Genomic DNA, 24,255 nt, shown 5'->3' with positions numbered 1-24,255 from the left:
GCAACGACGTTACGCCCTGATTGCAGGGCACATTTCAATCCGCAACTTCTATCAATAAGAATATATTCGACTATAGAGCCAAAAGCGCGAAATCCTCTTCAAAAGGAAATGAGCTTTGTGATTTGCGCGATCGACATTCTGCGTAGTTCTTCATCTTCTAAGGATCATCGATGAACGAGCTATTTTCCCTCCGAAAAACTTTCGACAGAACTCCGCGGCCTTCTTCCGATCGAAATCCTTGCAGGAAAAAATATTGACATAAACCTTTCCCAGCAGATCAAGGGCGTGAACCGTAATGCTGCTGGTCATGATGAATTGAACGGCAGATGTACCCTTTAGATGAGGTTCCGTCTGCCTCTTCGCCACTGGCACCTTATAGTCATCCCACCACGTCAGCTTACTTCTTTGCATTCCTATCAGTTCGCAAAGCTCCTGAAAGAATCTTTTAAGTACAGCGCGCTTGAACATTGCAGGATTGCAATCGTGGAGATCGATAATTAACTCCTTTCCATAGTTCTTTCCTTCTTCTTTCATTGCCAGCCCCCCCAAAATCTCCCGCGCCAACGAATATAGCGACCTCGATACCGAGATAGACGACGATATCGCGCGACGTGTTTCGTCCCGTCGCCTTACCGCTTCCGACGTTCCCATACGAAGATTGTTCTTCCTGAAGCCGGAGTCCAAGTACGCAACAGTTACATTCTCGCTCGTTTACTAAGATAAGACGACTGAGGCCGAGATCGAACGGGCTTCGAAGACAGCCGGCGCCGATGCTTCCATTGTGGATCTTGCAGACCGCGTCGTAGTGGGTATTGTCGCCGACCGAACGGCGCAACCGGCGAAGTGACGCCGATGTTGCAGCCTACCCGCTATTATGCGCTCCGCAGCTATCGGGTTATGATGAACGTAAGCGGGAGAGCCGGCAATGGCGGAGACGGGACACGGGCGGTGGGATTTCTGGATCGACCGTGGCGGCACCTTCACCGACATCGTCGCACGCGATCCTGAAGGGCGGTTGCACGCCCGAAAAGTGCTGTCGGAAAATTCCTCGGCCTATCGCGATGCCGCGGTCCATGGCATCCGGCTACATCTTGGGCTGGTCGCCGGCGAGGCGATCCCGGAAGGGATCGTCGGCGAGGTGCGCATGGGCACGACGGTTGCGACCAACGCGCTTTTGGAGCGAAAGGGCGAACGGCTGGCGCTGGTGACGACGGAAGGTTTTCGCGATGCGCTGCGCATCGGCTACCAGGAGCGCAAGAAAATCTTCGCGACCGAGATCATCAAGCCCGAGGCGCTTTACGACGAAGTCGTCGAAATCCACGAGCGCGTCCTTGCCGATGGCACGACCGAACGGCCGCTCGACCCGAGCGCCGCACGCAATGCGTTGAGAGCCCTCCACGAGGCCGGCTACCGCGCGGTAGCGATCGTCCTCATGCATGCCTACAAATATCCGCAGCATGAGGCGACGCTTGCCCGCCTGGCGCGCGAGATCGGTTTCGATCAGGTTTCCGTCAGCCATGAGGTGTCGCCGCTGGTCAAGCTGGTCGGCCGGGGCGACACGACGGTGGTGGACGCATATCTGTCACCGGTGCTCGGACGCTACGTCCGCCAGGTCTCCGACGAACTGGACGTCGCGCGGACGGGCGCGCGCGTGATGTTCATGATGTCTTCCGGCGGGCTCACCGCCGCCGATATGTTCCAGGGCAAGGACGCAATCCTTTCCGGCCCCGCCGGTGGCGTAGTCGGGCTTGCCAAGAGTGGCGAGCAGGCCGGATTTTCCCATGTCATCGGCTTCGACATGGGCGGCACGTCCACCGACGTCGCGCATTTCGACGGCGAATACGAGCGCGCCTTCGAAACGGAAGTGGCGGGCGTGCGTGTGCGCGCGCCGATGATGCTGATCCATACGGTCGCCGCCGGCGGCGGCTCGATCCTGCATTTCGACGGCGATCGCTTCCGCGTTGGACCGGATTCGGCCGGCGCCAATCCCGGCCCCGCCTGTTACCGCAACGGCGGGCCGCTCGCCGTCACCGACGCCAACGTCATGACCGGCAAGCTGCTGCCGGACTATTTCCCGGCTATATTCGGGCCGGGCCAGGATCAGCCGCTCGACATCGACGCCGTCCAGCAAGGATTTGCGACGCTTGCGGACCGGATCGGCGACGGCCGCAGCGCCGAGGACGTGGCGGACGGTTTCATCCGCATTGCAGTCGCCAACATGGTCGAGGCGATCAAGAAGATTTCCGTGCAGCGCGGCTACGACGTCACCCGCTATGCCCTGAATTGCTTTGGCGGTGCGGGCGGGCAGCACGCCTGCCTGGTGGCCGACGCGCTCGGCATGAAGAGCATTCTGCTCCATCCGATGTCCGGCCTGCTCTCCGCCTACGGCATGGGTCTCGCCGACATCCGCGCCACGCGGCAGAGGGCGCTCGGCGTGACGCTCAATGCCGAGGCTCCCTCGGCAATTGAGGCGATGGCACGCGAGCTTCAGGTAGAATGCCTTTCGGAACTCGCGGCTCAGGGTGTGGCGGCGAGCGACGCGCAAACGATCGTGCGCGCCCATATCCGCTATACCGGCACGGACACAGTGATCGCGGTTGAAGCTTCCTTCCCCGGACCCGACGACACCTTCCGCCTACGTCAGGAATTCGAGCGCCTGCACAAACGCCGTTTCGGCTTCGTTGCCGAGGATAAACCGCTTTTCGTGGAGGCGGTGGAAGTGGAGGCGATCGGCGGCGCCGCGGCCGAAATGAAGGCGGAGAGCGAGGAGAGTGCTTCGGGAGAAGCAACTGCTGCCCGCCGCACGCGCTTCTATTCGCAAGGCGAGGCCCATGATGCCGCCGTGGTGCGGCGCGAAGGCCTGCGGGCCGGCCAGACCGTCACCGGCCCGGCCATCGTCATCGAACCCAACCAAACGATCGTGGTGGAGGACGGCTGGCAGGCGCGGCTGACAGCAAAGGATCATATCGTCATAACCCGTATCAAGGCGCTGCCGGAGCGTACCGCGATCGGCACCAAGGCCGATCCCGTGATGCTTGAAATCTTCAACAACCTCTTCATGTCGATCGCCGAACAGATGGGCGTGACGCTCCAGAACACCGCCTATTCGGTCAACATCAAGGAGCGGCTCGATTTCTCCTGCGCGGTCTTCGACGCCGGCGGCAATCTCGTCGCCAACGCGCCGCATATGCCGGTGCATCTCGGCTCCATGGACGCTTCGGTAGCGACCGCGATCCGCGAGAACGCGAAGATCCATCCCGGCGACTTCTTCCTCATCAACGCGCCCTACAATGGCGGCACGCACCTGCCGGACCTGACCGTCTGCACGCCGGTTTTCGACGATGAGGGTCGCTCCATCCGCTTTTGGGTTGCAAGCCGCGGACACCACGCCGACATCGGCGGCATTTCGCCGGGCTCGATGTCGCCGCTTGCCACCCATATCGAGGAGGAAGGCGTCTATATCGACAATTTCAAACTGATCGACCGCGGCCGTTTCCGCGAAGAGGCGCTGGCGGAGCTTTTGACCGGCGCCCGCTACCCGGTGCGCAATCTCGCGCAGAACGTCAACGATCTGAAGGCACAGGTCGCCGCCAACGAGAAGGGCGTCGCCGAACTGAAAAAGATGATCGCCCATTTCGGCGAGGACGTCGTCGATGCCTATATGGACCACGTTCAGGACAACGCCGCCGAGAGCGTGCGCCGCGTCCTCGATCGACTGCAGGACGGCGAATTCTCCTACGAGATGGACCAGGGTTGCCGGATCGTTGTGAAGGTGTCCGTCGACAGAGAGAAGCGCGAAGCGACCGTCGATTTCACCGGCACCTCGCCGCAGCGCGCCGACAACTTCAATGCGCCAGCTCCGGTCACGCGCGCCGCCGTGCTCTACGTCTTCCGCGTTCTTGTCGAAGCCGACATACCGATGAACGCCGGCTGCCTGCGCCCTATCCGGATCATCATCCCGAAAGGCACGATGCTAACGCCGGAATATCCCGCCGCCGTCGTCGCCGGCAACGTCGAGGTGAGCCAGGCGGTCACCAACTGCCTGTTCGGCGCCGTCCGCGCCATGGCAGCCGCGCAAGGCACGATGAACAACCTCACCTTCGGCAACGACCAGTATCAATACTACGAGACGATCTGCTCCGGCGCGCCGGCCGGCCCCGGCTTCAGCGGCGCTGACGCTGTTCACACCCACATGACGAATTCACGTCTGACGGATCCGGAAATTCTGGAGACGCGTTTCCCCGTCGTGCTCGAGGATTTCCATATCCGCGAAAATTCGGGCGGCCGTGGCAAATGGTCGTCCGGCAACGGAACGCAGCGCACCATCCGTACCCGCGAGAGGCTGGAATTCGCGATCCTTTCCGGCCATCGCCGCGTGGCGCCCTTCGGGCTCGACGGCGGCGGGGCTGGAGAGGTTGGCCGTAACCTCGTGCGCCGCAACGACGGCAGCGTCGAGACCCTGCCGGGGAGCGCCCATACCGTGCTCGACGCCGGCGAAGCATTTACCGTCGTCACGCCCACGGGCGGCGGCTTCGGGCGACCCTGACTATCAGGTATTTAGGTGGCGCCTTGCCGTATAAACAACCAACGCTTGCGCTTGCCCCGCACTGTCGCAATACGGCTTCGATCGACCTTGACAAAGGGAATATGCCTGTATTTTATCCATGCTTGCAGATTGGGCAACGGTCCTCTGCGCACACACGACTTTCGATAGTCGCTGGGCAGTTTCGCCCCATGACGCTCCATCTTCGATGGGTCCCGCGTCGTGGGGTTTTTATTTGGCTGGGTCATGAAAAACGCGCTGAAGATCGGCATCCTTTATTCGACCACGGGACCTTACGGGTCCATGGGCAGAGATGCCCGCGCCGGCGCCGAATTCGCCATTCGCGAATTTTCCGACTTGCATGACGAAATCATCGAGCCTTTTTTCTTCGATCCGCACGCAGATCTCGGGGCCTATCTCGAAGGTGCCCGTCAGTTGCTGCGAGACCATGGCTGCCGCCATATCGTCGGCACGATCACCTCCGCGGCGCGCAAGGAGGTCATTCCGCTCGTCGAAAAGCATGACGGCCTCCTATGGTACATGTGTCCCTATGAAGGGTTCGAGGCCAACGAGAACGTTATCTATGTCGGCGGCTGCCCAAGCCAGCATCTGCTGCCGCTCTTCGAGCACCTGATCCCTCGCCACGGCGCACGCCCCTATCTGGTCGGAGCGAACTACGTCTGGGGTTGGGAGATGAACCGCTTGGCGCGCGAACTCATCGCCAACGCCGGTGGCGAGGTTCTCGGCGAGCGCTATCTGCCGCTGGAGGAAACCGCCGTCGAACGCATCGTCGCAGATATCGCGCAGCGCCGGCCGAGCTTCATTCTCAACAATCTCATCGGACCGTCGAGCTACGCCTTCCTTGCCGCCATCAAGGCGCTCGGCGATCGCGACCCGGCTTTCCGGCCGGGTAACTGCCCGGTCGTCAGCTGCGACCTGATGGAATGCGAACTCGGCGACATCGCCGAAGGTGCGGGCGCCGGCCAGCTCTGCGCAGCTTCCTATTTCGACAGCCTCGACACCGCCGACAATCTTGCCTTCAAGGAAAGGGTCGCAGCGGTCTACGGGTCGAACCGGCGCATATCGAGCGTCTTTGCGAGCGCCTACAGCGCGGTCCGTCTTTGCGTCGAGGCCATACTTTCAGCCGGCAGCGACGAACCGCAGACCGTCCGACGGAAGCTGTACTCCACCGCCTGGCAGACGCCGCTGGGGCCGCTCACGGTCGACCCGGAAACAAATCACGCGGCGCTGCCGTTTCATCTCGGCAGAATCAATGGCGACAACGGGTTCGACGTCATCGCGTCGCGACCGGCGATACCGGCCGATCCCTATCTGACCGGACGCTCGGTCCGGTCGGTTCCAAAATTCAGGGTGGTGTCATGAGAGAGACACCGAATTTCACCGGCTGGCGCGCGACGATCCTCCATCGCGAGGACGGCAACACAGAACGTCTCGTGAGGCAGCTGAAGCTCCTCGGAATGCAGCCGTCGCAGCGCTGGGAGCCGATGGGCGCGCACCAGCTGCCGGACATCGTCATCGTCGACGCCGACCAGGGCTGGGATGGCCTATTGCCGTGGACAAGCGCCAGCCCGCCGCTTCCGGTAGTGGCGCTGTTGAGTTCCGAAGCGCCGGGCCGCGTCGCCTGGGCGTTGGAACGTGGCGCAGGCGCAATGATTGCCAAGCCGATCACAGCTTCTGCCGTCTATCCGGCGCTGGTAATGGCGGTGTCGATCCACGAGGAGCGCAAGGCCGTGCGCGAACGGATGGAGCATCTGGAGGAGCGGGTGCGCCTGAGGCCGCTGGTTCATGCCGCCGTCCAGAAGATCATGGCGGAGCGGCGCGTCGGCGAGAGCGAGGCCTATACGATCCTGCGCGCCTCGGCCATGCGCCGCCGCCTGTCCATGGAACAGCTTTCCGCCTTCATCATAGGCGGTGCCGAACCCTTGCCGGAGGCCGGCTGATGCGCGTACTCAAAGCCATGCTGCGCCAGCCCGCGGCGCTGATCGGCCTGGTGATCGTCATTCTCGTCGTGACGATGGCAATTGCGGCACCGCTGATCGCACCCTTTAGCCCGGAAGAGCAGATGTTCGACGGCCTGTCGCTGGAAGGCGCGCCGCTGCCGCCCGGCGGGGCATTTCTGCTGGGCACGGATACGCTTGGGCGCGACCTCTTCTCGCGGCTCCTGTTCGGCGCTCGCACCTCGCTCGTCATCGGCCTTGTCGCCAACGGCGTGGCGGTCGGCATCGGTCTCCTCGTCGGGATTGTCGCCGGCTATGTGCGCGGTTTTGTCAGCAGCGTGCTGATGCGCTTCACCGACCTGATGATGGCCTTCCCTGCCCTGCTTTTGGCAATCGTGCTCGCCGCCCTCCTGAAGCCCAGCCTCTGGATCGTCGCGCTGGTCATCGCCCTGGTGAACTGGGTACAGGTCGCCCGCATCGTCTATACCGAGACGCGCGGCCTTGCCGAACGCGACTTCATCGTCGCCGAGCGCTCACTCGGGGCCGGGCACGCGCGCATTCTCTTCCTCCACATTCTGCCACACCTCATGCCGACGGCGATCGTCTGGGGGACGCTGGGGATCGCAACGACTGTGCTGCTCGAAGCGACGCTCTCCTTCCTCGGCATCGGCGTTCAGCCGCCGCAACCGTCCTGGGGCAACATCATTTTCGAGAGCCAGAGCTACTTCCAGAACGCCCCCTGGCTGGTGTTCATCCCGGGCGCGATCATTCTGGTGACCGCGCTGTCCTTCAATCTCGTCGGCGATGCGTTGCGCGACATCCTCGATCCTACGCAACGCGGGAGAGGTTGAATGGCGTTCCTGATGCTCCGCCGGCTGGTGCAAGCCGTTCTTATTCTCCTTGGTGTCGCCGCCATCACCTTCCTGCTGCTCTATGCGCTGCCCGCCGACCCGGCCGTTCTCATCGCCGGGCGCAGCGCGACGCCGCAGACGGTGGCCGCCATCCGCCATGAACTCGGTCTCGACCAGCCGCTCCTCGTCCAGTTCGTCCATTATCTCGGCGGCCTCATCAACGGCGACCTTGGCCGTTCCTACACACAGAAGACCGCGGTGCTGCCGCTGATCCTCGCGCGCCTACCAGCCACGCTGATCCTGATGGCGGCCGGCATCGTCGTCGAAGTGACACTCGGCCTAACCTTCGGCGTCATCGCCGCCGTCAAGCGCGGCGGCTTCGTCGATCGCGCGGTGATGATGCTGTCTTTCGTCGGCGTGTCGTCGCCGCAGTTCGTCGTCGCGCTGCTTCTGCTCTATGTCTTCGCCGCCACGCTTGGCTGGTTCCCGATGTCGGGCTTCGGCACGGTCAACCATGTCGTGCTTCCGGCGCTGACCCTCGGCATTCTCGGGGCCGGCTGGTACGCGCGAATGGTTCGCTCCGCGATGATCGACGTTCTAAACCAGGATTATGTCCGTACCGCGCGTGCCAAGGGCCTGTCGTCGATGCGCATTCTTTTCCGGCACGCGTTGCCCAACGCCATTTTGCCGATCATCGCAATGATCGGCATCGATATCGGCCAGTTCATGAGCGGCGTGGTCGTGGTCGAGGCGGTTTACGGTTGGCCGGGCATCGGCCAGCTCGCCTGGCAGGCGATCCAGCAGGTCGACGTACCGATCATCATGGGCGTGACGCTGGTTTCGGCTCTGGCGATCGTGCTTGGCAACCTGCTTGCCGACGTCGTCGCTCCCTTCATCGATCCGCGCATCCGCGCGCAATAACCGAGCAAAAAACCAACAGAGGAGTTCGTTGATGAAAAAGACTTTCCTGCGGCAGGCGGCATTGGCCGCAATGCTCGCCACCACCGCGCTGGCGCCGGCCGTCTCGGCCCATGCCGAAGCCGCCGCCAAGGGCGGCAACATCATCGTCACCTTCAAGGACGACATCGCGACCCTCGACCCAGCCATCGGCTACGACTGGCAGAACTGGTCGATGATCAATGCGATGTTTTCCCGCCTGGTCGACTACACGCCCGGCACCACGGAACTGAAGCCTTCGCTCGCCGAAAGCTTCGAAGTCACTTCGGACGGCAAGACCTACACGTTCAAGCTCCACAAGGGCGTCAAGTTCACCAACGGCCGCGAAGTCACCGCCGCCGATGTCAAGTATTCGATCGAGCGCGCCGTAAATCCGAAGACCCAGGGGCCCGGCGCCGGCTTCTTCCATTCGATCGTCGGCGCTGACGCCATGACGGCCGGCAAGGCCGAGACCATGGAAGGCATCGTCGTCGTGGACGATCACACGGTCCAGTTCAATCTCGTCCAGCCCGACGCGACCTTCCTCAACGTGCTGGCGCTCAACTTCTCCTCCGTCGTGCCGAAGGAAGCAGTGGAAGCCGTGGGCGGGGATTTCGGCAAGCATCCTGTCGGTTCGGGCGCCTTCATCTTGAAGGACTGGACGGTTGGCCAGAGCCTGACCTTCGAACGCAACCCGGACCACTTCATCAAGGAGCGTCCGTTGATCGACGGCTACAAGGTCGAAATCGGCCAGGAGCCGCTGGTGGCATTGCTGCGCCTGCAGAAGGGCGAAGTCGACATCGCCGGCGACGGCATTCCGCCCGCGAAATTCCTGGAGATGAAGAAGTCGCCTGACTTTGCCGGCATGATCGTCGATCGTCAGCAGATGCAGACGGGTTATGTGACGCTCAATACGCAGATCAAGCCATTCGACGACGCGCGCGTCCGTCAGGCCGTCAATATGGCGATCAACAAGGATCGCGTCGTCCGCATCATCAATGGCCGTGCCGAACCCGCGAACCAGGTCCTGCCGCCGTTGATGCCGGGTTATGACAAGGACTACAAGGGCTACGCTTTCGATCCGGCGAAGGCCAAGAAGCTGCTCGCCGAGGCCGGTCTCAAGGACGGCTTTACGACGACGCTTTACACCTCCAATACCGATCCGCAGCCGCGCATAGCCCAGGCTATCCAGCAGGATCTGGCCGCCATCGGCGTGAAGGCGGAGATCAAGGCTCTCGCCAACCCGAACGTGATCGCCGCCGGCGGCACCAAGGGCGAGGCAGCTATGATCTGGTCGGGCGGCATGGGCTGGATCGCCGACTTCCCGGATCCTTCCGACTTCTACGGACCGATCCTTGCCTGCGGCAGCGCCGTGCCCGGCGGCTGGAACTGGTCGTGGTACTGCAATCCGGACATGGAAAAGCGCGCTCAGGCCGCCGACGCCATGCCGTTGCCGGCCAAGGAGAAGGAGCGCCTTGAGACGTGGAGCAAGATCTTCACTGAAATCCAGGAAAAGGATGCGCCGTGGATCCCGGTCTTCAATGAGCGCCGCGTCGTCGCCAAGTCGAAGCGCATGGGCGGTCCGGACGAGATCTACATCGATCCGACCCGCGTCATCGACTACGAAGCGATCTCCGTAAAGCCGTAAGCGGCCATTGGCCACCCCTCCCCGGTGAGATGCCGGGGAGGTCCAGTTTTCAAAGACTTCGGAGACAGTCAATGTGCATCGTTTGCGCCCACACTATCCACCGCGCCCAGCATAATTTCGGCTGGAACCGCGACTTCGAGCCGGCGGTGATCGCCAAGCCGGGTGAGACCATTCATTTCGAATGCCTCGACTCCTCCGGCGGCCAGCTCGGTAGGGATGCGACGCTGCAAACGCTTGCCAGTCTCGATTTCGGGAAGATCAATCCGGTCTCGGGTCCGGTCTATGTCGAGGGCGCTGAGCCGGGCGATGCGCTCAAAGTGACACTGCGCCGCTTCATCCCCTCGGGCCACGGCTGGACCGCCAACATTCCGGGCTTCGGCCTGCTCGCCGATCAATTCCAGGACCCGGCCCTGCACGTCTGGTCATACGACGCCAACAGCATGACGCCCGCGCTCTACGGTCCCGGCGGCCGGGTGCCGCTGAAGCCCTTTGCCGGCACCATCGGCAACGCGCCCGCCGAGCCCGGACTGCACTCCGTCGTGCCGCCGCGCCAGGTGGGCGGCAACATGGATATCCGCGACCTCAGCGCCGGGGTGACGCTCTACCTGCCGGTGGAAGTCGAGGGCGCATTGTTTTCGATCGGCGATACCCATGCGGCTCAGGGCGACGGCGAAGTCTGCGGCACGGCGATCGAAAGCCAGATGGAGGTCGAGGCGACGCTCGAGCTTGTCAAGGACGCACGCCTTAAGAGCCCGCGCTTTACGACCACCGAACCGATCACCCGTCACCTCGATGGCGCCGGCTACGAAGTCACGACCGGAATCGGCCCGGATCTGATGACCGGCGCACGCGAGGCCGTGATGCGCATGGTCGACCTGCTTGTCGCCGAGCACGGCCTCAATCCGGTTGACGCCTATATGCTCTGCTCGGTTTGCGGCGATCTGAAAGTGAGCGAAATCGTCGACATGCCAAACTGGGTTGTCTCCTTCTATTTCCCGAGGATCGTGTTCGCGTGACGCAGGCCTCAAATGCTGCCGCGCCGGTACTTTCGGTGCGAAACCTTTGCGTTGATGCCCGAACGCCGGAAGGCCCTCGGCGTGTGCTCGATGACATCGGCTTCGATCTTGCCCTCGGAGAGACGCTCTGCATCGCGGGGGAATCCGGCTCGGGTAAATCCGTATCCTCGCTGTCGATCATGGGGCTTCTGCCGAAGGCATCGCTTCGGGTGGCGTCGGGCAGCATCCTTCTCGACGATCGGGATCTCACCAAGCTCTCCGACCGGGCAATGCGGCGGGTTCGCGGTGGCGATGTCGCGATGGTCTTCCAGGAGCCGATGACGTCGCTTAATCCGGTAATTTCGGTGGGCGACCAGCTCATGGAAGCGATCCGCGAGCATCAAGGCAGTGAAGGCAACTCAGCGGAGACGGTTGCGCGCCAGATGTTGGAGGCCGTCCACATCACCGACCCCGGCCGGCGTCTCACCCAATATCCGCACGAACTGTCGGGCGGCATGCGCCAACGCGTGATGATCGCCATGGCGCTCTCCTGCCGGCCGAAAGTGCTGATCGCCGACGAGCCGACGACAGCGCTCGACGTCACCGTCCAGGCGCAAATCCTGAAGCTGATGCGCGAGCTTAAGAGCGAATTCGGCGCATCGATCATCCTCATTACTCACGACATGGGCGTGGTCGCCGAAATGGCGGACCGTGTCGTCATCATGCAGAATGGCAGGATCGTTGAGGCGGGCGACTCGCTGCAAGTGTTCGGGCAACCGAAAGAAGCCTATACGCGCCAGCTTCTTGCAGCCGTCCCCCGGCTCGGCGCGCACGTAGGCACGGATGGGCCGCCGCGGGTGACTGCCGCCGGGCCCGAGGCTCGGCCGGAGAATCCGGCGCCGGTCCTCAAGGTCCGCGATCTTCACGTCACCTATGGCAGCGCCAGCGGATTGTTCTGGAAACGCAAGCACCCGGCAGCGACTGTGGCCGGCGTTTCCTTCGACATCCTGCCAGGCCAGACACTCGGCCTCGTCGGCGAAAGCGGTTCCGGCAAATCGACCACAGGCAAGGCCGTGCTCGGGCTTATTCCCTCCGCCGGCAAGGTGGAGATCGACGGGCGTGATATCGTGGGCCTCGGCCACCGGGCCATGCAGCCGGTGCGGCGTTCGGCACAAATGATCTTCCAAGATCCCTATGCGTCGCTTGATCCGCGCATGGTTGTGGGTAGCGCCATCGCCGAACCCATGGTCATCCACGGGATCGGCACCCGTTCCGAACGGCAGGACCGTGTCGCGGAACTCCTGCGCCGCGTCGGACTGACGCCGGACGCGGCCACCCGCTATCCGCATGAATTCTCAGGCGGCCAGCGCCAGCGCATCTGCATCGCCCGTGCGCTGGCGCTGGAACCCAAGCTGATCGTCGCCGACGAGAGCGTTGCGGCACTCGACGTGTCCGTGCGAGCACGCGTGCTCGACCTCCTCCTTGAGCTGCAGGAGACGATGGGTCTTGCCTACCTTTTCATTTCCCATGACATGGCGGTCATCGAACGCATGTCGCATCATGTTGCGGTCATGCGCGGCGGTCGGATCGTCGAATCCGGCACTCGCCGCGAGGTGTTCGAAAAGCCGAGAGACGCCTATACGCAAGCCCTGATGGCGGCCGTACCGATCCCGGATCCGAAAATCCATCGCATGGCGAGGCAGGGACGCCCGCTCTCGGCCTGAGCCCACGTGTCAGCAGCCGTCGGCCGAATAGGCCGGATGCGCCTCGCACCACTCCGAAGCGCTCGGCAAGTGGTTCAACAGGGCGGCCGAAGCCGTTTGCATTTCGCCAGCGGGCACGGGCGCATTGGAACGAACGCCAACGCCGAGGCAAATCAACAGGGTAAGGGCGGCGATCACCAGCATGTTGTCAGCCGACGAGACCTTGTAGCTGCTGACGTGTTCGAAATAGTCACGCTCACCCTCGCCGGCTGTCTGCTGCGATTCCGGAATATGTTTATGCTGCTGGTCGAAGCAGTCGCTATGACCCATGGCTCTATCTCCTCATCCACGGTCAAATATGCGCAGTTGATAGCGGCCGCGTCTTCGACGACGCGCCAATGTGTCAATAACACTTTGAATTGCTGTATAATTCTCTCCGTGGAGAACTATGCAGCAGCCGCTCCAGTGCAGTTCGCCCGCGGTTGCCTTCGTTTCGAGGACATCACACCCTTGGAAGACGCCTCGCACCCCGATGTGTGTTCGGGCCCCTCGAATTTTAAGGGCGGTTCTTCAAACGCACTGTTCGCGGATCAAAAACAATGCTCCTGGCAAGTAACGCTCCGCTACAGCCAGGATGCCGAGGTCTTCGGCAGACGTCCCTCCGGGTCGATGACGTCAAGATGAGGCGCGTCGGGCGCATTCCGCCGCCAGAGGGCGACACAGCTGCCGCCCGGCGACATGAAGGAGGGATAGATGACGCCGTCGAACCCCTGCGCCAGCAACGTCTCACGGAGCCGATGGGTCTCAGGCAGCTCCCCCTCATCGAGAGCCAGCCGCCATTCGCAGCGGTGGATATTCGCGCTGACGCGGAGTTCATCGAGGACGGCCGGATCGGTGGTGTCCGCAAGCGAGGCACCCCGTAGAACCAGACCCACGATCAACGCCGGATGCTGGACGAAGCCCTGATTATATTCAGCCCACGCGGTCGAAAGCTCGCGCGCCGCGTAGATGGTCGGTGTACCGACCGGGTTCCAGCGGCCCCCGAACCGCGCAGCTCCCTCCCCCGAAAGCGGCGCATGCGCCCAGCGCGGAACAAAGGCCCGCCAAAGGTGGATTTCACCGCCGTTCGATTCAGGCATAGACGCCGGAGCGGACCGCCTCCAGGTAGGCGAGCACTTTGTCCGCCTTGCCATCGCCGACGAGGTCATAGGCGGTCTTGCCGGCCCAGCCAGGGATCGGCTGATGCTTGAACCATATGACCGCGCGGCTTTCATCGCCAGCCATCTCGCTCGCCACGGCAAGGATGCGCACGACCGGGCTCAACGCCCCATCCACCTTGCGCGCACTCGATTTTGCGGCCAGCGTGTTGCGGGCAACGCCGATCAGCTTGGCGAGCTCCGACAGCGTCACGCCCAGCTGCTCTGCCACCCTGCGAGCAGAGAGGAAAGGCGAATTGTCGTCACCGAAACGGGTGGCCGTGAGGCCGAGGCTGAGAGCTGTCATCACACCCTCCTGGCATGATTTTATCACGTTCTGATCAAGATAGGATCAATATGCGTTCAATACAAGCGCAATCGGCGCTTAATCCGCTCGCGGCCAACGAGGTTCGCGGCGTTCGAAGAAGGCCGCCAACCCCTCCCGCGCCTCCTCAGTCTCCCAGCTGGCAGCCAGTTGAGCCACGACATTTTCTGTGGTGGCATCGGTGATCGGTGTTCCAAGCGATTGGGCGAGCGTCTTGGCGCGTGCGACTGCCCCGGGTGCGGCCGTCAGGAAGTGCTTGATCTCGCCTTCGATCGTCTCGTCCAGCTCCGTCCCGGGCACCGTGCGCGCCACCAGCCCGACGGCCTGTGCTTGCCAGGCGTCGAAAATCTTGCCGGACATGAAAAGCGGCCTCGCCTTGCCCTCGCCGATGCGCGCGACGACGTAGGGGCTGATGGTCGCCGGAATGAGGCCGAGCCGTACCTCCGTCAGACCGAACCGAGCGGTCGAAGCGGCAATCGCCAGATCGCAAACGCTGACGAGCCCGACGCCGCCCCCGAACGCATTGCCATGCACGCGGCCGATCAGCGGCTTCGGCAGCTCGTGCAGCGCTTTGAACATCATCGCCAGCCGCCTCGCCTCGGCCATCCGCGCGCCGCGATCGGCGTCGACCTGTTCGCGCATCCAGCCGAGATCGCCGCCAGCGCAAAAGCTCTGCCCCTTCCCCGCCAGGACGACGACCCGCACCGTCGGGTCGCGCCCCAATTGATGGGCAGCAGCCGTCAGTTCGTCGATTGCCTTTGCCGACAGGGCATTGTGCTTCTCGGCGCGGACGAGCGTCAAACGCGCCACGCCCCTGTCGTCGGTCGCGATATGGATGGTTTCCGGCATCACGGGGGACTCCTTAGTTTGCGGGCGAAAGCAGCCGCTTCCTCGAGCCTTTCGGTCGACAGGCCGGTGTCGAAACCGTGGTCCTTGAGATAGCGGTTGACCACCAGCGTATCGACATTGCCCTTGGCACCGGGCGCATAGGGGCAACCACCGAGACCGGCAACCGACGCATCAAAGACGCGCAGGCCCCGGTCGAGAGCGACCGCTATATTGTCGAGCGCCCGGCCCGAGGTGTCGTGGAAATGACCGGCCAACCTTTGCGCCGGCAGGTTTACAAGAACTGCGTCCAGCATCCTTGCGACTTCCTCTGGCTCACCACGGCCGATCGTGTCTCCGAGACTGATCTCGTAGCATCCGAGGTCGTCGAGACGGCGGACGACATCCGAGGCCTTCTCGGGAGCCACGGCGCCCTCATAGGGACAGCGCACCACACAGCTGACGTAGCCGCGCATCAGGATGCCGCGCGCCCGGCTTGCAGCCGCAATCGGGCGGAACCGCTCGATGCTTTCTTCGATCGTGCAGTTGATATTCCGCTGAGAAAAGCTTTCCGAGGCCGAGGCAAAGACAGCCACCTCATCGGCGCCGGCCGCAAGCGCTGTCTCAAAACCCTTCATGTTTGGCGTGAGCGCGGCATAGCGGACGCCAGCTTCGCGTCTTATCCCAGCCATGACCTGCTCGGCGTCGGCGAGTTGCGGCACCCATTTCGGACTGACGAAGCTCGTCACTTCGATGCGGGTAAAACCGCAAGCCGACAGCCGGTCGATCAATGCGATCTTGTCGCGCGTCTCGATCGGCGCGGTCTCGTTCTGCAGCCCGTCGCGAGGCGACATCTCGACGATGGTAACGCGCTCGCCAGGTATCGCGGATGATGGGTTCGGCATCGCTATCACGCCTCTTCGGCCTTCAGCGCCAGAAGAACGGCGCCTTCGCTCACCTGATCGCCTTCGCTCACGTCCACGCTCTCGATGATGCCGTCCCTGCCTGCTGCAAGCGTCAATTCCATCTTCATCGCTTCCATCACAACGAGCGCTTGCCCCTTCACTACCGCCGCGCCGGCGGTTACGCGGACCTGCTTCACGAAGCCCGGCATGGGCGCAACGACACGATCGTCGCCGACATCGTCTTCTCTGTCGCCGTCGAAGGGATCGGCGAGGTGGAATTCATGGGATGCGTCGTCGATCATCAGGGTGAGGCGACGCGGTGCTTCGAAGATCTGCACCCGCATCTGCCGGCCTTCCATTTCGACCCGGCAGCCGCCATCGAAACGGCCGATGATCTGGAGCGGCATCATCGCATGATGTCCCGCCTGAACCGCGAACATGTCGCGCCCCTTGGCGGCGACGCGAAGTGTGGTTCGCCCCCCGGCATGATCGAGCACGACGACGCGGCTCGCCTCGCCCCACACCTGCCAATGTCCGAGCGACTGCCAGAGATCGCCGGGCTCAGCTGTTCGCCAGGTACCAAGAAAGAGCGCTGCCGCGAGCGCCACCACCGTGTCACCAGGCGCTTCGAGGGAAACCAGCGCCTCGAGGTTGCGATCGATCAACCCCGTATCGGGAGCACCGGACACGAAATGCGGATCTTCGCTCAACCGCGCGAGGAACGAGAGATTGTTCGCCAGTCCGCGGATATGACTTGTCTTGAGTGCCGCCGTCAGCCGCTCGAGCGCCGTCTGTCGGTCCGGCCCGTGGACGATCAGCTTGGCGATCAGCGGATCGTAGTGCGGCGTGACGCGGTCGCCGGCCCTGATCCCGGAATCGACCCGCACCCGACCTTCGGGAAAATGAAGCTCGGACAGGGTGCCTGTTGCCGGCAGGAAGGCGTGCGCGGGATCCTCGGCATAGATCCGCGCCTCGAAGGCCCAGCCGTCGATGGCAAGCTCCTCCTGCGTCTTCGGCAGCGGCTCTCCCGCGGCGGCGCGCAGCTGCCACTCGACAAGGTCGACGCCGGTTATCGCCTCGGTAACCGGATGCTCGACCTGTAGCCGCGTATTCATTTCCATGAAAAAGAAGCGGTCGGATCTGAGCCCGTCGGAAACGTCCGCGATGAACTCGACGGTGCCCGCGCCCCGATAGCCGATCGCCTGGGCGGCGCGGACGGCTGCTTCCCCCATCGCGCGGCGCATCTCGTCGCTCATGCCGGGCGCCGGCGCTTCCTCGATCACCTTCTGGTGGCGGCGCTGCAGCGAGCAATCCCGCTCGAACAGATGGACGACGTTGCCGTGTTCGTCGCCGAACACTTGAACTTCGATATGGCGCGGGTGACGAAGGTAGGTTTCGAGCAGCACCGCGCCATCGCCGAAGGCGGCGATGGCCTCACGCCGCGCGGATTCCAGCGCCTCGCCGAATTCCTCCGCCCGGTCAACGCGCCGCATGCCCTTGCCGCCGCCGCCGGCGCGCGCCTTGATCAACACGGGAAAGCCGATGTCAGCCGCGCGCGCCGCAAGTGTCGCCGCATCCTGATCGTCGCCGTGATAGCCGGGAACGACGGGCACGCCGGATTGCTCCATCAGCGCCTTGGCGGCATCCTTCAACCCCATGGCGCGGATCGCCGACGGCGAGGGGCCTATGAAAACGAGCCCGGCCGCTTCCACCGCTTCGGCGAAGTCGGCGTTCTCCGAAAGGAACCCGTAACCCGGATGCACCGCTTCGGCGCCGGCGCGGAGCGCGGCCTCGACGATCCGCCTGATCGCCAGATAGCTTTCCGCCGCCGGTGAACCGCCGACGTGATAAGCCTCGTCGGCAAGCTCCACGTGCAGTGCGCCGGCATCGGCATCCGAATAGATCGCCGCCGTGCGGATGCCCATGCGTCTGGCGGTTCGAATGATGCGGCAGGCAATTTCGCCGCGATTGGCAATCAGTATCTTGGAGAACATCGCCGCCTCACATCCTAAACACGCCGAAGCGCGTCTCTTCGATCGGCGCGTTGAGCGCGACCGAGAGCGAAAGCCCGAGCACGTCGCGGCTCTTGCGCGGATCGACGATCCCGTCGTCCCAAAGGCGCGCCGACGCATAGAGCGGATGGCTCTGTGTCTCGAAGAGATTGAGAACGGGCCGCTTGAAGCGGCTTTCTTCCTCCTCGGTCCAGGGCGTACCTGCGCGCGCAAGCGCCTCACCGCGCACGATTGCCAGAACACTCGCCGCCTGTTCGCCGCCCATCACGGAAATGCGGCTGTTCGGCCAACTCCAGAGAAAACGCGGCGAGTAGGCGCGGCCGGACATGCCGTAGTTGCCCGCGCCGAAGGAGCCGCCGACCATCAAGGTGATCTTCGGCACCTTCGTCGTCGCAACCGCGGTTACCAGCTTTGCGCCGTGCTTGGCGATACCCTCGGTCTCGTATTTGCGCCCGACCATGAAGCCGGTGATGTTCTGCAAAAAAATCAGCGGAATGCGGCGCTGCGAGCAGAGCTCAATAAAATGCGCGCCCTTGAGCGCAGACTCCGAAAACAGGACGCCGTTGTTGGCGATGACGCCGACAGCCATGCCGTGGATATGCGCGAAGCCGCAGACGAGCGTTGTCCCGAAGCGGGCCTTGAACTCATCGAAACGCGAACCGTCGACGATACGCGCGATGACCTCGCGGATGTCATAGGGCATGCGCAGATCGGAAGGCACGATACCTGCGATCTCAGCGGGATCATAAAGCGGTGGTTCGGCCTCTCGTCGCTCGGCCACGGCTGCCTTTGTCCGGTTAAGAGCGGCAACCGCTTGCCGCGCCACGGCGAGCGCGTGAGCGTCGTCGCGCGCCAGATGATCGGCGACACCCGAAAGGCGGGTATGGACGTCGGCACCGCCGAGATCCTCCGCCGAGACCATCTCGCCCGTTGCCGCCTTGACCAGCGGCGGCCCGGCCAGAAAGATCGTCCCCTGTCCCTCAACGATGATCGTCTCGTCCGACATCGCCGGGACATAGGCGCCGCCTGCGGTGCAGGAGCCCATCACCACGGCGATCTGCGCTATGCCAGCCGCCGACATGTTTGCCTGATTGTAAAAGATGCGGCCGAAATGTTCCCGGTCCGGAAAAACCTCGTCCTGGTTCGGCAGGTTCGCGCCGCCGGAATCGACGAGATAGATGCAAGGGAGATGGTTTTCCGCCGCGATCTCCTGGGCCCGCAAATGCTTCTTTACCGTCATCGGATAATAGGTGCCGCCTTTGACCGTGGCGTCGTTGCAGACGATCATGCATTCGAGCCCCGCCACACGTCCGATACCGGCAATCAGCCCCGCTCCCGGCGCGTCACCGCCATACATGCCGTGCGCGGCCGTCATGCCGATTTCGAGAAAGGGCGTTCCCGGATCGACGAGGCCCGCGACCCGGTCACGCGGCAGCATCTTGCCGCGGCTCAAGTGACGCTCGCGCGCTGTCGCGCCGCCGCCGGCGGCCGCCAGCAACGCTGCTTCCTCGGCAACCCGGATCGCCTCGGCCATCGCCAAGCGATTGGCGTTGAACGTCTCGGAGTTGACGGACACTTGCGATTTCAGAACGGCCATCTATCCCCCAGTCGAAACGCCAAACCCGCTGCCGCCAAAGACTACATCGTCTCCGCGAAAAGCTCCCGGCCGATCAGCATGCGCCTGATCTCGGATGTTCCCGCGCCGATTTCATAGAGCTTCGCATCGCGCAGAAGCCGCCCGGCGGGGTAGTCGTTGGTGTAGCCGTTGCCGCCCAAGACCTGGATCGTCTCGAGCGCCATCGCTGTCGCCTTCTCAGCAGCGTAGAGAATGCAGCCGGCCGCATCCTTGCGCGTCGTCTCGCCCCGGTCGCAGGCGGCAGCCACCGCATAGACATAGGAGCGCGCCGCATTCAACGACACGTACATGTCGGCGAGCTTCGCCTGCATGATCTGGAATTCGCCGATCGGCTGGCCGAATTGTTTGCGCTCGTGCAGGTACGGCAAGACCACGTCCATGCAGGCGTCCATGATGCCGAGCGGGCCCGCCGACAGAACGACGCGCTCATAATCGAGCCCCGACATCAAGACGCGCACGCCGCCGCCAAGGGCACCAAGGACGTTCTCCTCAGGGACCTCACAGTCCTCGAAGACAAGCTCGCAGGTATTGGAGCCGCGCATGCCGAGCTTGTCGAGCTTCGTGCCGACCGAAAACCCGTCGAACCCCTTCTCGACGAGGAAGGCCGTGATGCCGCGTGACCCGGCCGTCGGGTCGGTTTTGGCGTAGACCACGAGCACGTCGGCGTCCGGCCCATTGGTGATCCACATCTTGCGGCCGTTGAGCACATAGCGGTCGTCCCGCCGCTCGGCCCGCGTCGCCATCGAGACGACGTCCGAGCCGGAGCCCGGCTCGGACATAGCCAGCGCTCCGACGTGGTCGCCCGAGATCAGCTTGGGCAGGTAGCGTGCCTTCTGGGCGTCGGTGCCGTTGCGGTTAATCTGATTGACGCAGAGGTTGGAATGCGCGCCGTAACTCAGGCCCACGGACGGCGAAGCGCGGCTGATTTCTTCCATCGCGACGCAGTGGGCAAGGTAACCAAGGCCAGCTCCGCCATGCTCTTCGCCTGCCGTTATCCCAAGCAGCCCTAGCGATCCCATCTCCTTCCAGAGCGGCATTGGAAAGCTGTTCTCCCGGTCGATCTCATTGGCCAGCGGCGCGATGCGCTGGCCGGCGAAACGCCGGACACTCGCCCGCAGCGCCTCAATGTCCTCGCCGAGCGCGAAATTCAATCCACCCGTAAACATGCGGGCACCTCCCTCAGGCCGCGTCGGAAACGCGCGGCTTCTCCCCAAGCTTCCCATAGGCCTCCAACCGGTCGGCGACAGTCGCCATCACGGTGGTAACGGCCTCTTCCTTGACCGGCCCAAACCCACGAATTTCATCGAACAGCGTCAGAAGCACAAGGGCGTCCTTCTCGTTATCCTTGTTCAGCCCCGCAAGCACTCGCCCTGCGATCTCCTCGTAACGCGAGATCAGACGGCGCTCCAGCCGGCGCTCCGCGATATAGCCGAACGGGTCGAAAACGGTGCCGCGCAGACCTTTGAGGCGGGCGAGTTGGCGCAGAAGCGGCAGGATCCATGCGCCGTACTCGCGTTTCTTCGGCCGCCCGTTCGGGTCCCTACCGGCAAGAAGAGGCGGCGCGAGATTGAAGGCAAGTTTGAAATCGCCTTCCATCTCCTCACGCATTTTCGCCTCGAAGGCCGGATCGGTAAGCAGGCGCGCGACCTCGTACTCGTCTTTATAGGCAAGTATGCGAGCATAGGTCACCGCGACGGCGAACGGCACGCTGTCTCCCAGTTGCGCTCGGGCCGCCGCCGCCTTGGCACGGTCGACAAAGGCGAGATAGCGCTCTGCCAGCCCGACGCCCTGATAGGCGGTCAGATGCGTGCGTCGATGCACGATCAGAGCCTCGAGATCCATGTCCACAAGCGTCCGCGCGGCAGGCTGTTCCGCCAGAAGCGCCTCCACCGATTTGGGATCGTAGGCAAGCAGCCGTCCCCACCGGAATGCGTTCTTGCTCGCGGCGACCGCAACGCCGTTGAGTTCGATCGCCTTTTCCATTGCTTCGAGCGACAAAGGCAGAAGGCCACGCTGCCAGGCAAAACCGGTGAGCAGAATATTGGTGGACATAGAGTCGCCCGTCACGGACGTCGCGACATGATTAAAGTCGAGGAAGGCGGAGCGGTCGTTCACCGTTTTTGCGATCGTGTGTTGCAAGGTACCGATCTTGAAATCGAAATCGCGCTTGCGGACGAAATCGGCGACCGGCATCAGCCCCGTATTGACGATCGCCGCCGTCCGGTCACCGCGGCAGAGCGTGATGGCGTCCTTGGAGGCTCCGACCACCTCGTCAGCCGCCAGAAGCAGGTCCGCCCCGCCGTTGACGATCTTAGGCGACGTCACGTCCTCCCGATTGAGGCCGATGCGAAGATGGCTCATCACCGCCCCGCCCTTTTGCGCAAGGCCTGCCATGTCGAGGATCATCGGCACCTTGCCGTCGAGATGCGCGGCCATGCCGAGGATGGCGCCGATCGTCAGGATGCCTGTACCGCCGACGCCTGCAATGGCGACGTTCCAAGGACGGTCGCCAACGACCGGGATCTGCGGCAGCGGGATTTCGACATCCGAATGTTCGACCGCTCGGCGCTTCCTGCGGGTGCCGCCATGGACTGTCACGAAGGACGGGCAGAAACCCTTGACGCAGGAAAAGTCCTTGTTGCAGCTCGACTGATTAATCTGCCGCTTCCGGCCGAACTCGGTCTCCAGCGGCTCGACCGAAATGCAGTTCGATTGCACCGAGCAGTCGCCGCAGCCTTCGCAGACCGCCGCGTTGATGAAGACGCGCTTTGCCGGATCCTCGATCAGCCCGCGACTGCGGCGCCGGCGTTTCTCCGCCGCGCAAGTCTGGACGTAAACGATGGCAGAACAGCCTTCCGTCTCGCGAAGCGTCAACATCACCTGGTCGAGGTGATCGCGGTGGAGCACCTTCACGCCCGGCGCCAGATCAGACGCGCCGTAGGCATCCGGATTGTCCGAAAGCAGATAGATCGGCGCCACGCCCTCGCCGAAGAGTTGCCGCGTCATCAGCTCCGGCGTCATGTAGCCATCGACCGGCTGACCGCCTGTCATCGCCACGGCGTCATTGTAGAGCAGCTTGTAGGTTACGTTGACCTTGGCCGCGACCGACTGGCGGATCGCCAAAATGCCCGAATGAAAATAGGTGCCGTCGCCGAGATTGACGAAGATATGCTTCTCATCCGTGTAGCGCGAGATCGCCGTCCATGGCACGCCTTCGCCGCCCATCTGCGTGAAGGTTTCGGTATTGCGATCCATCCAGGTGACCATGTAGTGGCAGCCGATGCCCGCCGTCGCACGGCTGCCTTCCGGCACGCGGGTCGACGTATTGTGCGGACAGCCAGAACAGAAGAACGGCGTGCGCAGCAAAGGCGCCACATGGGTTCGCGCGACCTGCCCGCGCTCGGCCAGGTATTCGAGCTTGGTCGCGATGCGCTCGTGCAGAGCCGGATCCAGATCCAGTTTCAGCACGCGCCCCGCAATGGCACGCGCCACCGCGCCGACCGTGAGCGCGGCGGAGAGGCTGAGATAGGGCTTGTCGTGCTCGTCGAACTTGCCGACGATCCGAGGACGCACGTCCGGTCGCCAGTTGAACAGCTGCTGCTTGATCTGGTTTTCGATGATCTCGCGCCGTTCTTCGACCACCAGAACCTCGTCCAGACCCTCGGAGAAATGCCGAACGGCCTCGGGCTCCAGCGGCCAGGGCATTCTGACTTTCAGAATGCGAAGGCCGATCGCCGCCACTTCCCGCGGCCCGATCTCCAGCTCGCGTAGCGCCTGAAGGACGTCCTCATACGCCTTTCCCGAGGAAATAATGCCGAAGCGTGCGTTGGGAACGTCGTGGGTCACCTCGTCCAGACGATTGGCACGGGCAAAGGCGATTGCCGCATAGGCTTTATAGGTTTGCAGCCGGTCGTCCTGGACGAGCGGCGGATCGGGCCAGCGCAGGTTGAGCCCACCGGGCGGCAACTCGAAGTCTGTCGGCAGCACGAATTGCCGTTTCTCGCCGGCAAGGTCGATCGCGGCTGTGGTTTCCACCGTGTCCGCAATGAACTTCATGCCGACCCAGCAGCCGGAATAGCGCGACATCGCGATGCCGAGCAGGCCATACTCCAGAAACTCATGGATGGAGGACGGATAGAGTAACGGGATGACCGCGGACATGAAGTCGTGGTCGGTCTGATGCGGCATGGTGGAGGATTTCGCGGAGTGATCATCGCCGGCCAGACAGAGCACACCACCGTGTTTCGATGTGCCGGCGGCATTGCCATGCTTAAGGACGTCGCCGGAGCGGTCGACGCCCGGGCCCTTGCCATACCAGATCCCAAGCACGCCATCCTTGCGCGCGCCCGGCGAGAGGCCAACCTGCTGCGTGCCCCAGACGGCGGTCGCAGCGAGATCCTCGTTGATCCCGGGCTGGAACGTCACATCCCATTGATCGAGGAAGGGTTTTGCCTTTAACAGCTGCTGGTCGTAACCGCCGAGCGGCGAGCCGCGATATCCGGATATGAAGGCGGCGGTATTGAGGCCTGCCGCCCGATCTCGCCGCATCTGCGTCATCGGCAGGCGAACGAGCGCCTGCAGACCGGTTAGAAAGATGCGGCCTTCCTCGGCTGTGTACTTGTCGTCCAGCGAGACATTCGTCGCAAGCATCCGCTCTCCTCCCGAGATCGCAGTCTTCGATTACGAACGCAGCCCTTATGAGCGGTTCCGGCAGAGGCCCTG

18 protein-coding genes are annotated in these 24,255 nt (G+C 63.2%); 8 read left to right on the top strand and 10 right to left on the bottom strand.

Annotation, left to right across the window (positions count from 1 at the left end):
- Positions 1-150: 150 nt before the first annotated feature.
- Positions 151-534, bottom strand: coding sequence for an S-adenosylmethionine decarboxylase (speD, locus tag AB4048_RS14785; protein WP_442202719.1), 384 nt, complete (start codon positions 532-534; stop codon positions 151-153).
- Between the two features lie 391 nt (positions 535-925).
- Between speD and AB4048_RS14780 the strand changes: the two genes are divergently transcribed.
- The 8 genes from AB4048_RS14780 to AB4048_RS14745 all read left to right on the top strand — a co-directional run bounded on the left by AB4048_RS14780 (position 926) and on the right by AB4048_RS14745 (position 12,655).
- Positions 926-4,546: a hydantoinase B/oxoprolinase family protein gene (locus AB4048_RS14780; RefSeq protein WP_442202718.1), complete on the top strand. Its 3,621-nt coding sequence runs from the start codon at positions 926-928 to the stop codon at positions 4,544-4,546.
- A 243-nt stretch (positions 4,547-4,789) separates the two neighbouring features.
- Positions 4,790-5,926, top strand: coding sequence for a transporter substrate-binding protein (locus AB4048_RS14775; RefSeq protein WP_442202717.1), 1,137 nt, complete (start codon positions 4,790-4,792; stop codon positions 5,924-5,926).
- Positions 5,923-6,504: an ANTAR domain-containing response regulator gene (locus tag AB4048_RS14770; protein ID WP_442202716.1), complete on the top strand. Its 582-nt coding sequence runs from the start codon at positions 5,923-5,925 to the stop codon at positions 6,502-6,504. The genes AB4048_RS14775 and AB4048_RS14770 overlap by 4 nt, the downstream gene beginning before the upstream one ends.
- Positions 6,504-7,352, top strand: coding sequence for an ABC transporter permease (locus AB4048_RS14765; RefSeq protein WP_442202715.1), 849 nt, complete (start codon positions 6,504-6,506; stop codon positions 7,350-7,352). The genes AB4048_RS14770 and AB4048_RS14765 overlap by 1 nt, the downstream gene beginning before the upstream one ends.
- Positions 7,353-8,273, top strand: a complete 921-nt coding sequence (locus AB4048_RS14760; protein ID WP_442202714.1) for an ABC transporter permease — start codon at positions 7,353-7,355, stop codon at positions 8,271-8,273.
- Positions 8,274-8,304: 31 nt separating this feature from the next.
- Positions 8,305-9,936, top strand: a complete 1,632-nt coding sequence (locus tag AB4048_RS14755) for an ABC transporter substrate-binding protein (protein ID WP_442202713.1) — start codon at positions 8,305-8,307, stop codon at positions 9,934-9,936.
- 71 nt (positions 9,937-10,007) lie between these two features.
- Complete coding sequence (locus AB4048_RS14750) at positions 10,008-10,952, top strand: acetamidase/formamidase family protein (protein ID WP_442202712.1); 945 nt, start codon at positions 10,008-10,010, stop codon at positions 10,950-10,952.
- A complete protein-coding gene (locus tag AB4048_RS14745; protein ID WP_442202711.1) occupies positions 10,949-12,655 on the top strand; it encodes an ABC transporter ATP-binding protein in 1,707 nt (568 codons plus the stop codon). The genes AB4048_RS14750 and AB4048_RS14745 overlap by 4 nt, the downstream gene beginning before the upstream one ends.
- Positions 12,656-12,664: 9 nt before the next feature.
- Here the strand turns inward: AB4048_RS14745 and AB4048_RS14740 are convergent, their stop codons facing one another.
- The 9 genes from AB4048_RS14740 to AB4048_RS14700 all read right to left on the bottom strand — a co-directional run bounded on the left by AB4048_RS14740 (position 12,665) and on the right by AB4048_RS14700 (position 24,201).
- Entirely contained in the window at positions 12,665-12,964 is a 300-nt protein-coding gene (locus AB4048_RS14740) for a hypothetical protein (RefSeq protein ID WP_442202710.1), read from the bottom strand.
- Positions 12,965-13,257: 293 nt separating this feature from the next.
- Positions 13,258-13,773 (bottom strand): RES family NAD+ phosphorylase, encoded by a 516-nt coding sequence (locus tag AB4048_RS14735; protein ID WP_442202709.1) that lies wholly within the window; start codon positions 13,771-13,773, stop codon positions 13,258-13,260.
- Positions 13,766-14,137, bottom strand: coding sequence for an antitoxin Xre-like helix-turn-helix domain-containing protein (locus AB4048_RS14730; protein WP_442202708.1), 372 nt, complete (start codon positions 14,135-14,137; stop codon positions 13,766-13,768). The genes AB4048_RS14735 and AB4048_RS14730 overlap by 8 nt, the downstream gene beginning before the upstream one ends.
- A gap of 78 nt (positions 14,138-14,215) precedes the next feature.
- The gene (locus tag AB4048_RS14725) at positions 14,216-15,007 is read right to left on the bottom strand and encodes a crotonase/enoyl-CoA hydratase family protein (protein WP_442202707.1); all 792 of its coding nucleotides are present in this window, start codon (positions 15,005-15,007) and stop codon (positions 14,216-14,218) included.
- Positions 15,004-15,885 (bottom strand): hydroxymethylglutaryl-CoA lyase, encoded by an 882-nt coding sequence (locus AB4048_RS14720; RefSeq protein WP_442202706.1) that lies wholly within the window; start codon positions 15,883-15,885, stop codon positions 15,004-15,006. The genes AB4048_RS14725 and AB4048_RS14720 overlap by 4 nt, the downstream gene beginning before the upstream one ends.
- Before the next feature lie 5 nt (positions 15,886-15,890).
- Entirely contained in the window at positions 15,891-17,879 is a 1,989-nt protein-coding gene (locus AB4048_RS14715; protein ID WP_442202705.1) for an acetyl/propionyl/methylcrotonyl-CoA carboxylase subunit alpha, read from the bottom strand.
- A gap of 7 nt (positions 17,880-17,886) precedes the next feature.
- Positions 17,887-19,494 carry a carboxyl transferase domain-containing protein gene (locus tag AB4048_RS14710; protein ID WP_442202704.1) on the bottom strand — a complete coding sequence of 536 codons (1,608 nt, stop codon included), beginning with the start codon at positions 19,492-19,494 and terminating at the stop codon, positions 17,887-17,889.
- 41 nt (positions 19,495-19,535) lie between these two features.
- A complete protein-coding gene (locus tag AB4048_RS14705; RefSeq protein WP_442202703.1) occupies positions 19,536-20,699 on the bottom strand; it encodes an isovaleryl-CoA dehydrogenase in 1,164 nt (387 codons plus the stop codon).
- A 13-nt stretch (positions 20,700-20,712) separates the two neighbouring features.
- The gene (locus tag AB4048_RS14700) at positions 20,713-24,201 is read right to left on the bottom strand and encodes an indolepyruvate ferredoxin oxidoreductase family protein (protein ID WP_442202767.1); all 3,489 of its coding nucleotides are present in this window, start codon (positions 24,199-24,201) and stop codon (positions 20,713-20,715) included.
- Positions 24,202-24,255 lie beyond the last annotated feature (54 nt).

It is taken from the genome of Rhizobium sp. RAF56 (genome assembly GCF_052113965.1).
In the GTDB taxonomy this organism is placed as follows: Bacteria; Pseudomonadota; Alphaproteobacteria; order Rhizobiales; family Rhizobiaceae; genus Rhizobium.
Note: the sequence above shows the minus strand (reverse complement) of the source record. Positions and strands in the feature narration are given on the sequence as shown.

Excerpts from the sequence above, each read along its gene's own strand:
- speD (WP_442202719.1), bottom strand. The coding sequence starts at position 534 with ATGAAAGAAGAAGGAAAGAACTATGGAAAGGAGTTAATTATCGATCTC.
- AB4048_RS14780 (WP_442202718.1), top strand. The coding sequence starts at position 926 with ATGGCGGAGACGGGACACGGGCGGTGGGATTTCTGGATCGACCGTGGC.
- AB4048_RS14775 (WP_442202717.1), top strand. The coding sequence starts at position 4,790 with ATGAAAAACGCGCTGAAGATCGGCATCCTTTATTCGACCACGGGACCT.
- AB4048_RS14770 (WP_442202716.1), top strand. The coding sequence starts at position 5,923 with ATGAGAGAGACACCGAATTTCACCGGCTGGCGCGCGACGATCCTCCAT.
- AB4048_RS14765 (WP_442202715.1), top strand. The coding sequence starts at position 6,504 with ATGCGCGTACTCAAAGCCATGCTGCGCCAGCCCGCGGCGCTGATCGGC.
- AB4048_RS14760 (WP_442202714.1), top strand. The coding sequence starts at position 7,353 with ATGGCGTTCCTGATGCTCCGCCGGCTGGTGCAAGCCGTTCTTATTCTC.
- AB4048_RS14755 (WP_442202713.1), top strand. The coding sequence starts at position 8,305 with ATGAAAAAGACTTTCCTGCGGCAGGCGGCATTGGCCGCAATGCTCGCC.
- AB4048_RS14750 (WP_442202712.1), top strand. The coding sequence starts at position 10,008 with ATGTGCATCGTTTGCGCCCACACTATCCACCGCGCCCAGCATAATTTC.
- AB4048_RS14740 (WP_442202710.1), bottom strand. The coding sequence starts at position 12,964 with ATGGGTCATAGCGACTGCTTCGACCAGCAGCATAAACATATTCCGGAA.
- AB4048_RS14735 (WP_442202709.1), bottom strand. The coding sequence starts at position 13,773 with ATGCCTGAATCGAACGGCGGTGAAATCCACCTTTGGCGGGCCTTTGTT.
- AB4048_RS14730 (WP_442202708.1), bottom strand. The coding sequence starts at position 14,137 with ATGACAGCTCTCAGCCTCGGCCTCACGGCCACCCGTTTCGGTGACGAC.
- AB4048_RS14720 (WP_442202706.1), bottom strand. The coding sequence starts at position 15,885 with ATGCCGAACCCATCATCCGCGATACCTGGCGAGCGCGTTACCATCGTC.
- AB4048_RS14715 (WP_442202705.1), bottom strand. The coding sequence starts at position 17,879 with ATGTTCTCCAAGATACTGATTGCCAATCGCGGCGAAATTGCCTGCCGC.
- AB4048_RS14710 (WP_442202704.1), bottom strand. The coding sequence starts at position 19,494 with ATGGCCGTTCTGAAATCGCAAGTGTCCGTCAACTCCGAGACGTTCAAC.
- AB4048_RS14705 (WP_442202703.1), bottom strand. The coding sequence starts at position 20,699 with ATGTTTACGGGTGGATTGAATTTCGCGCTCGGCGAGGACATTGAGGCG.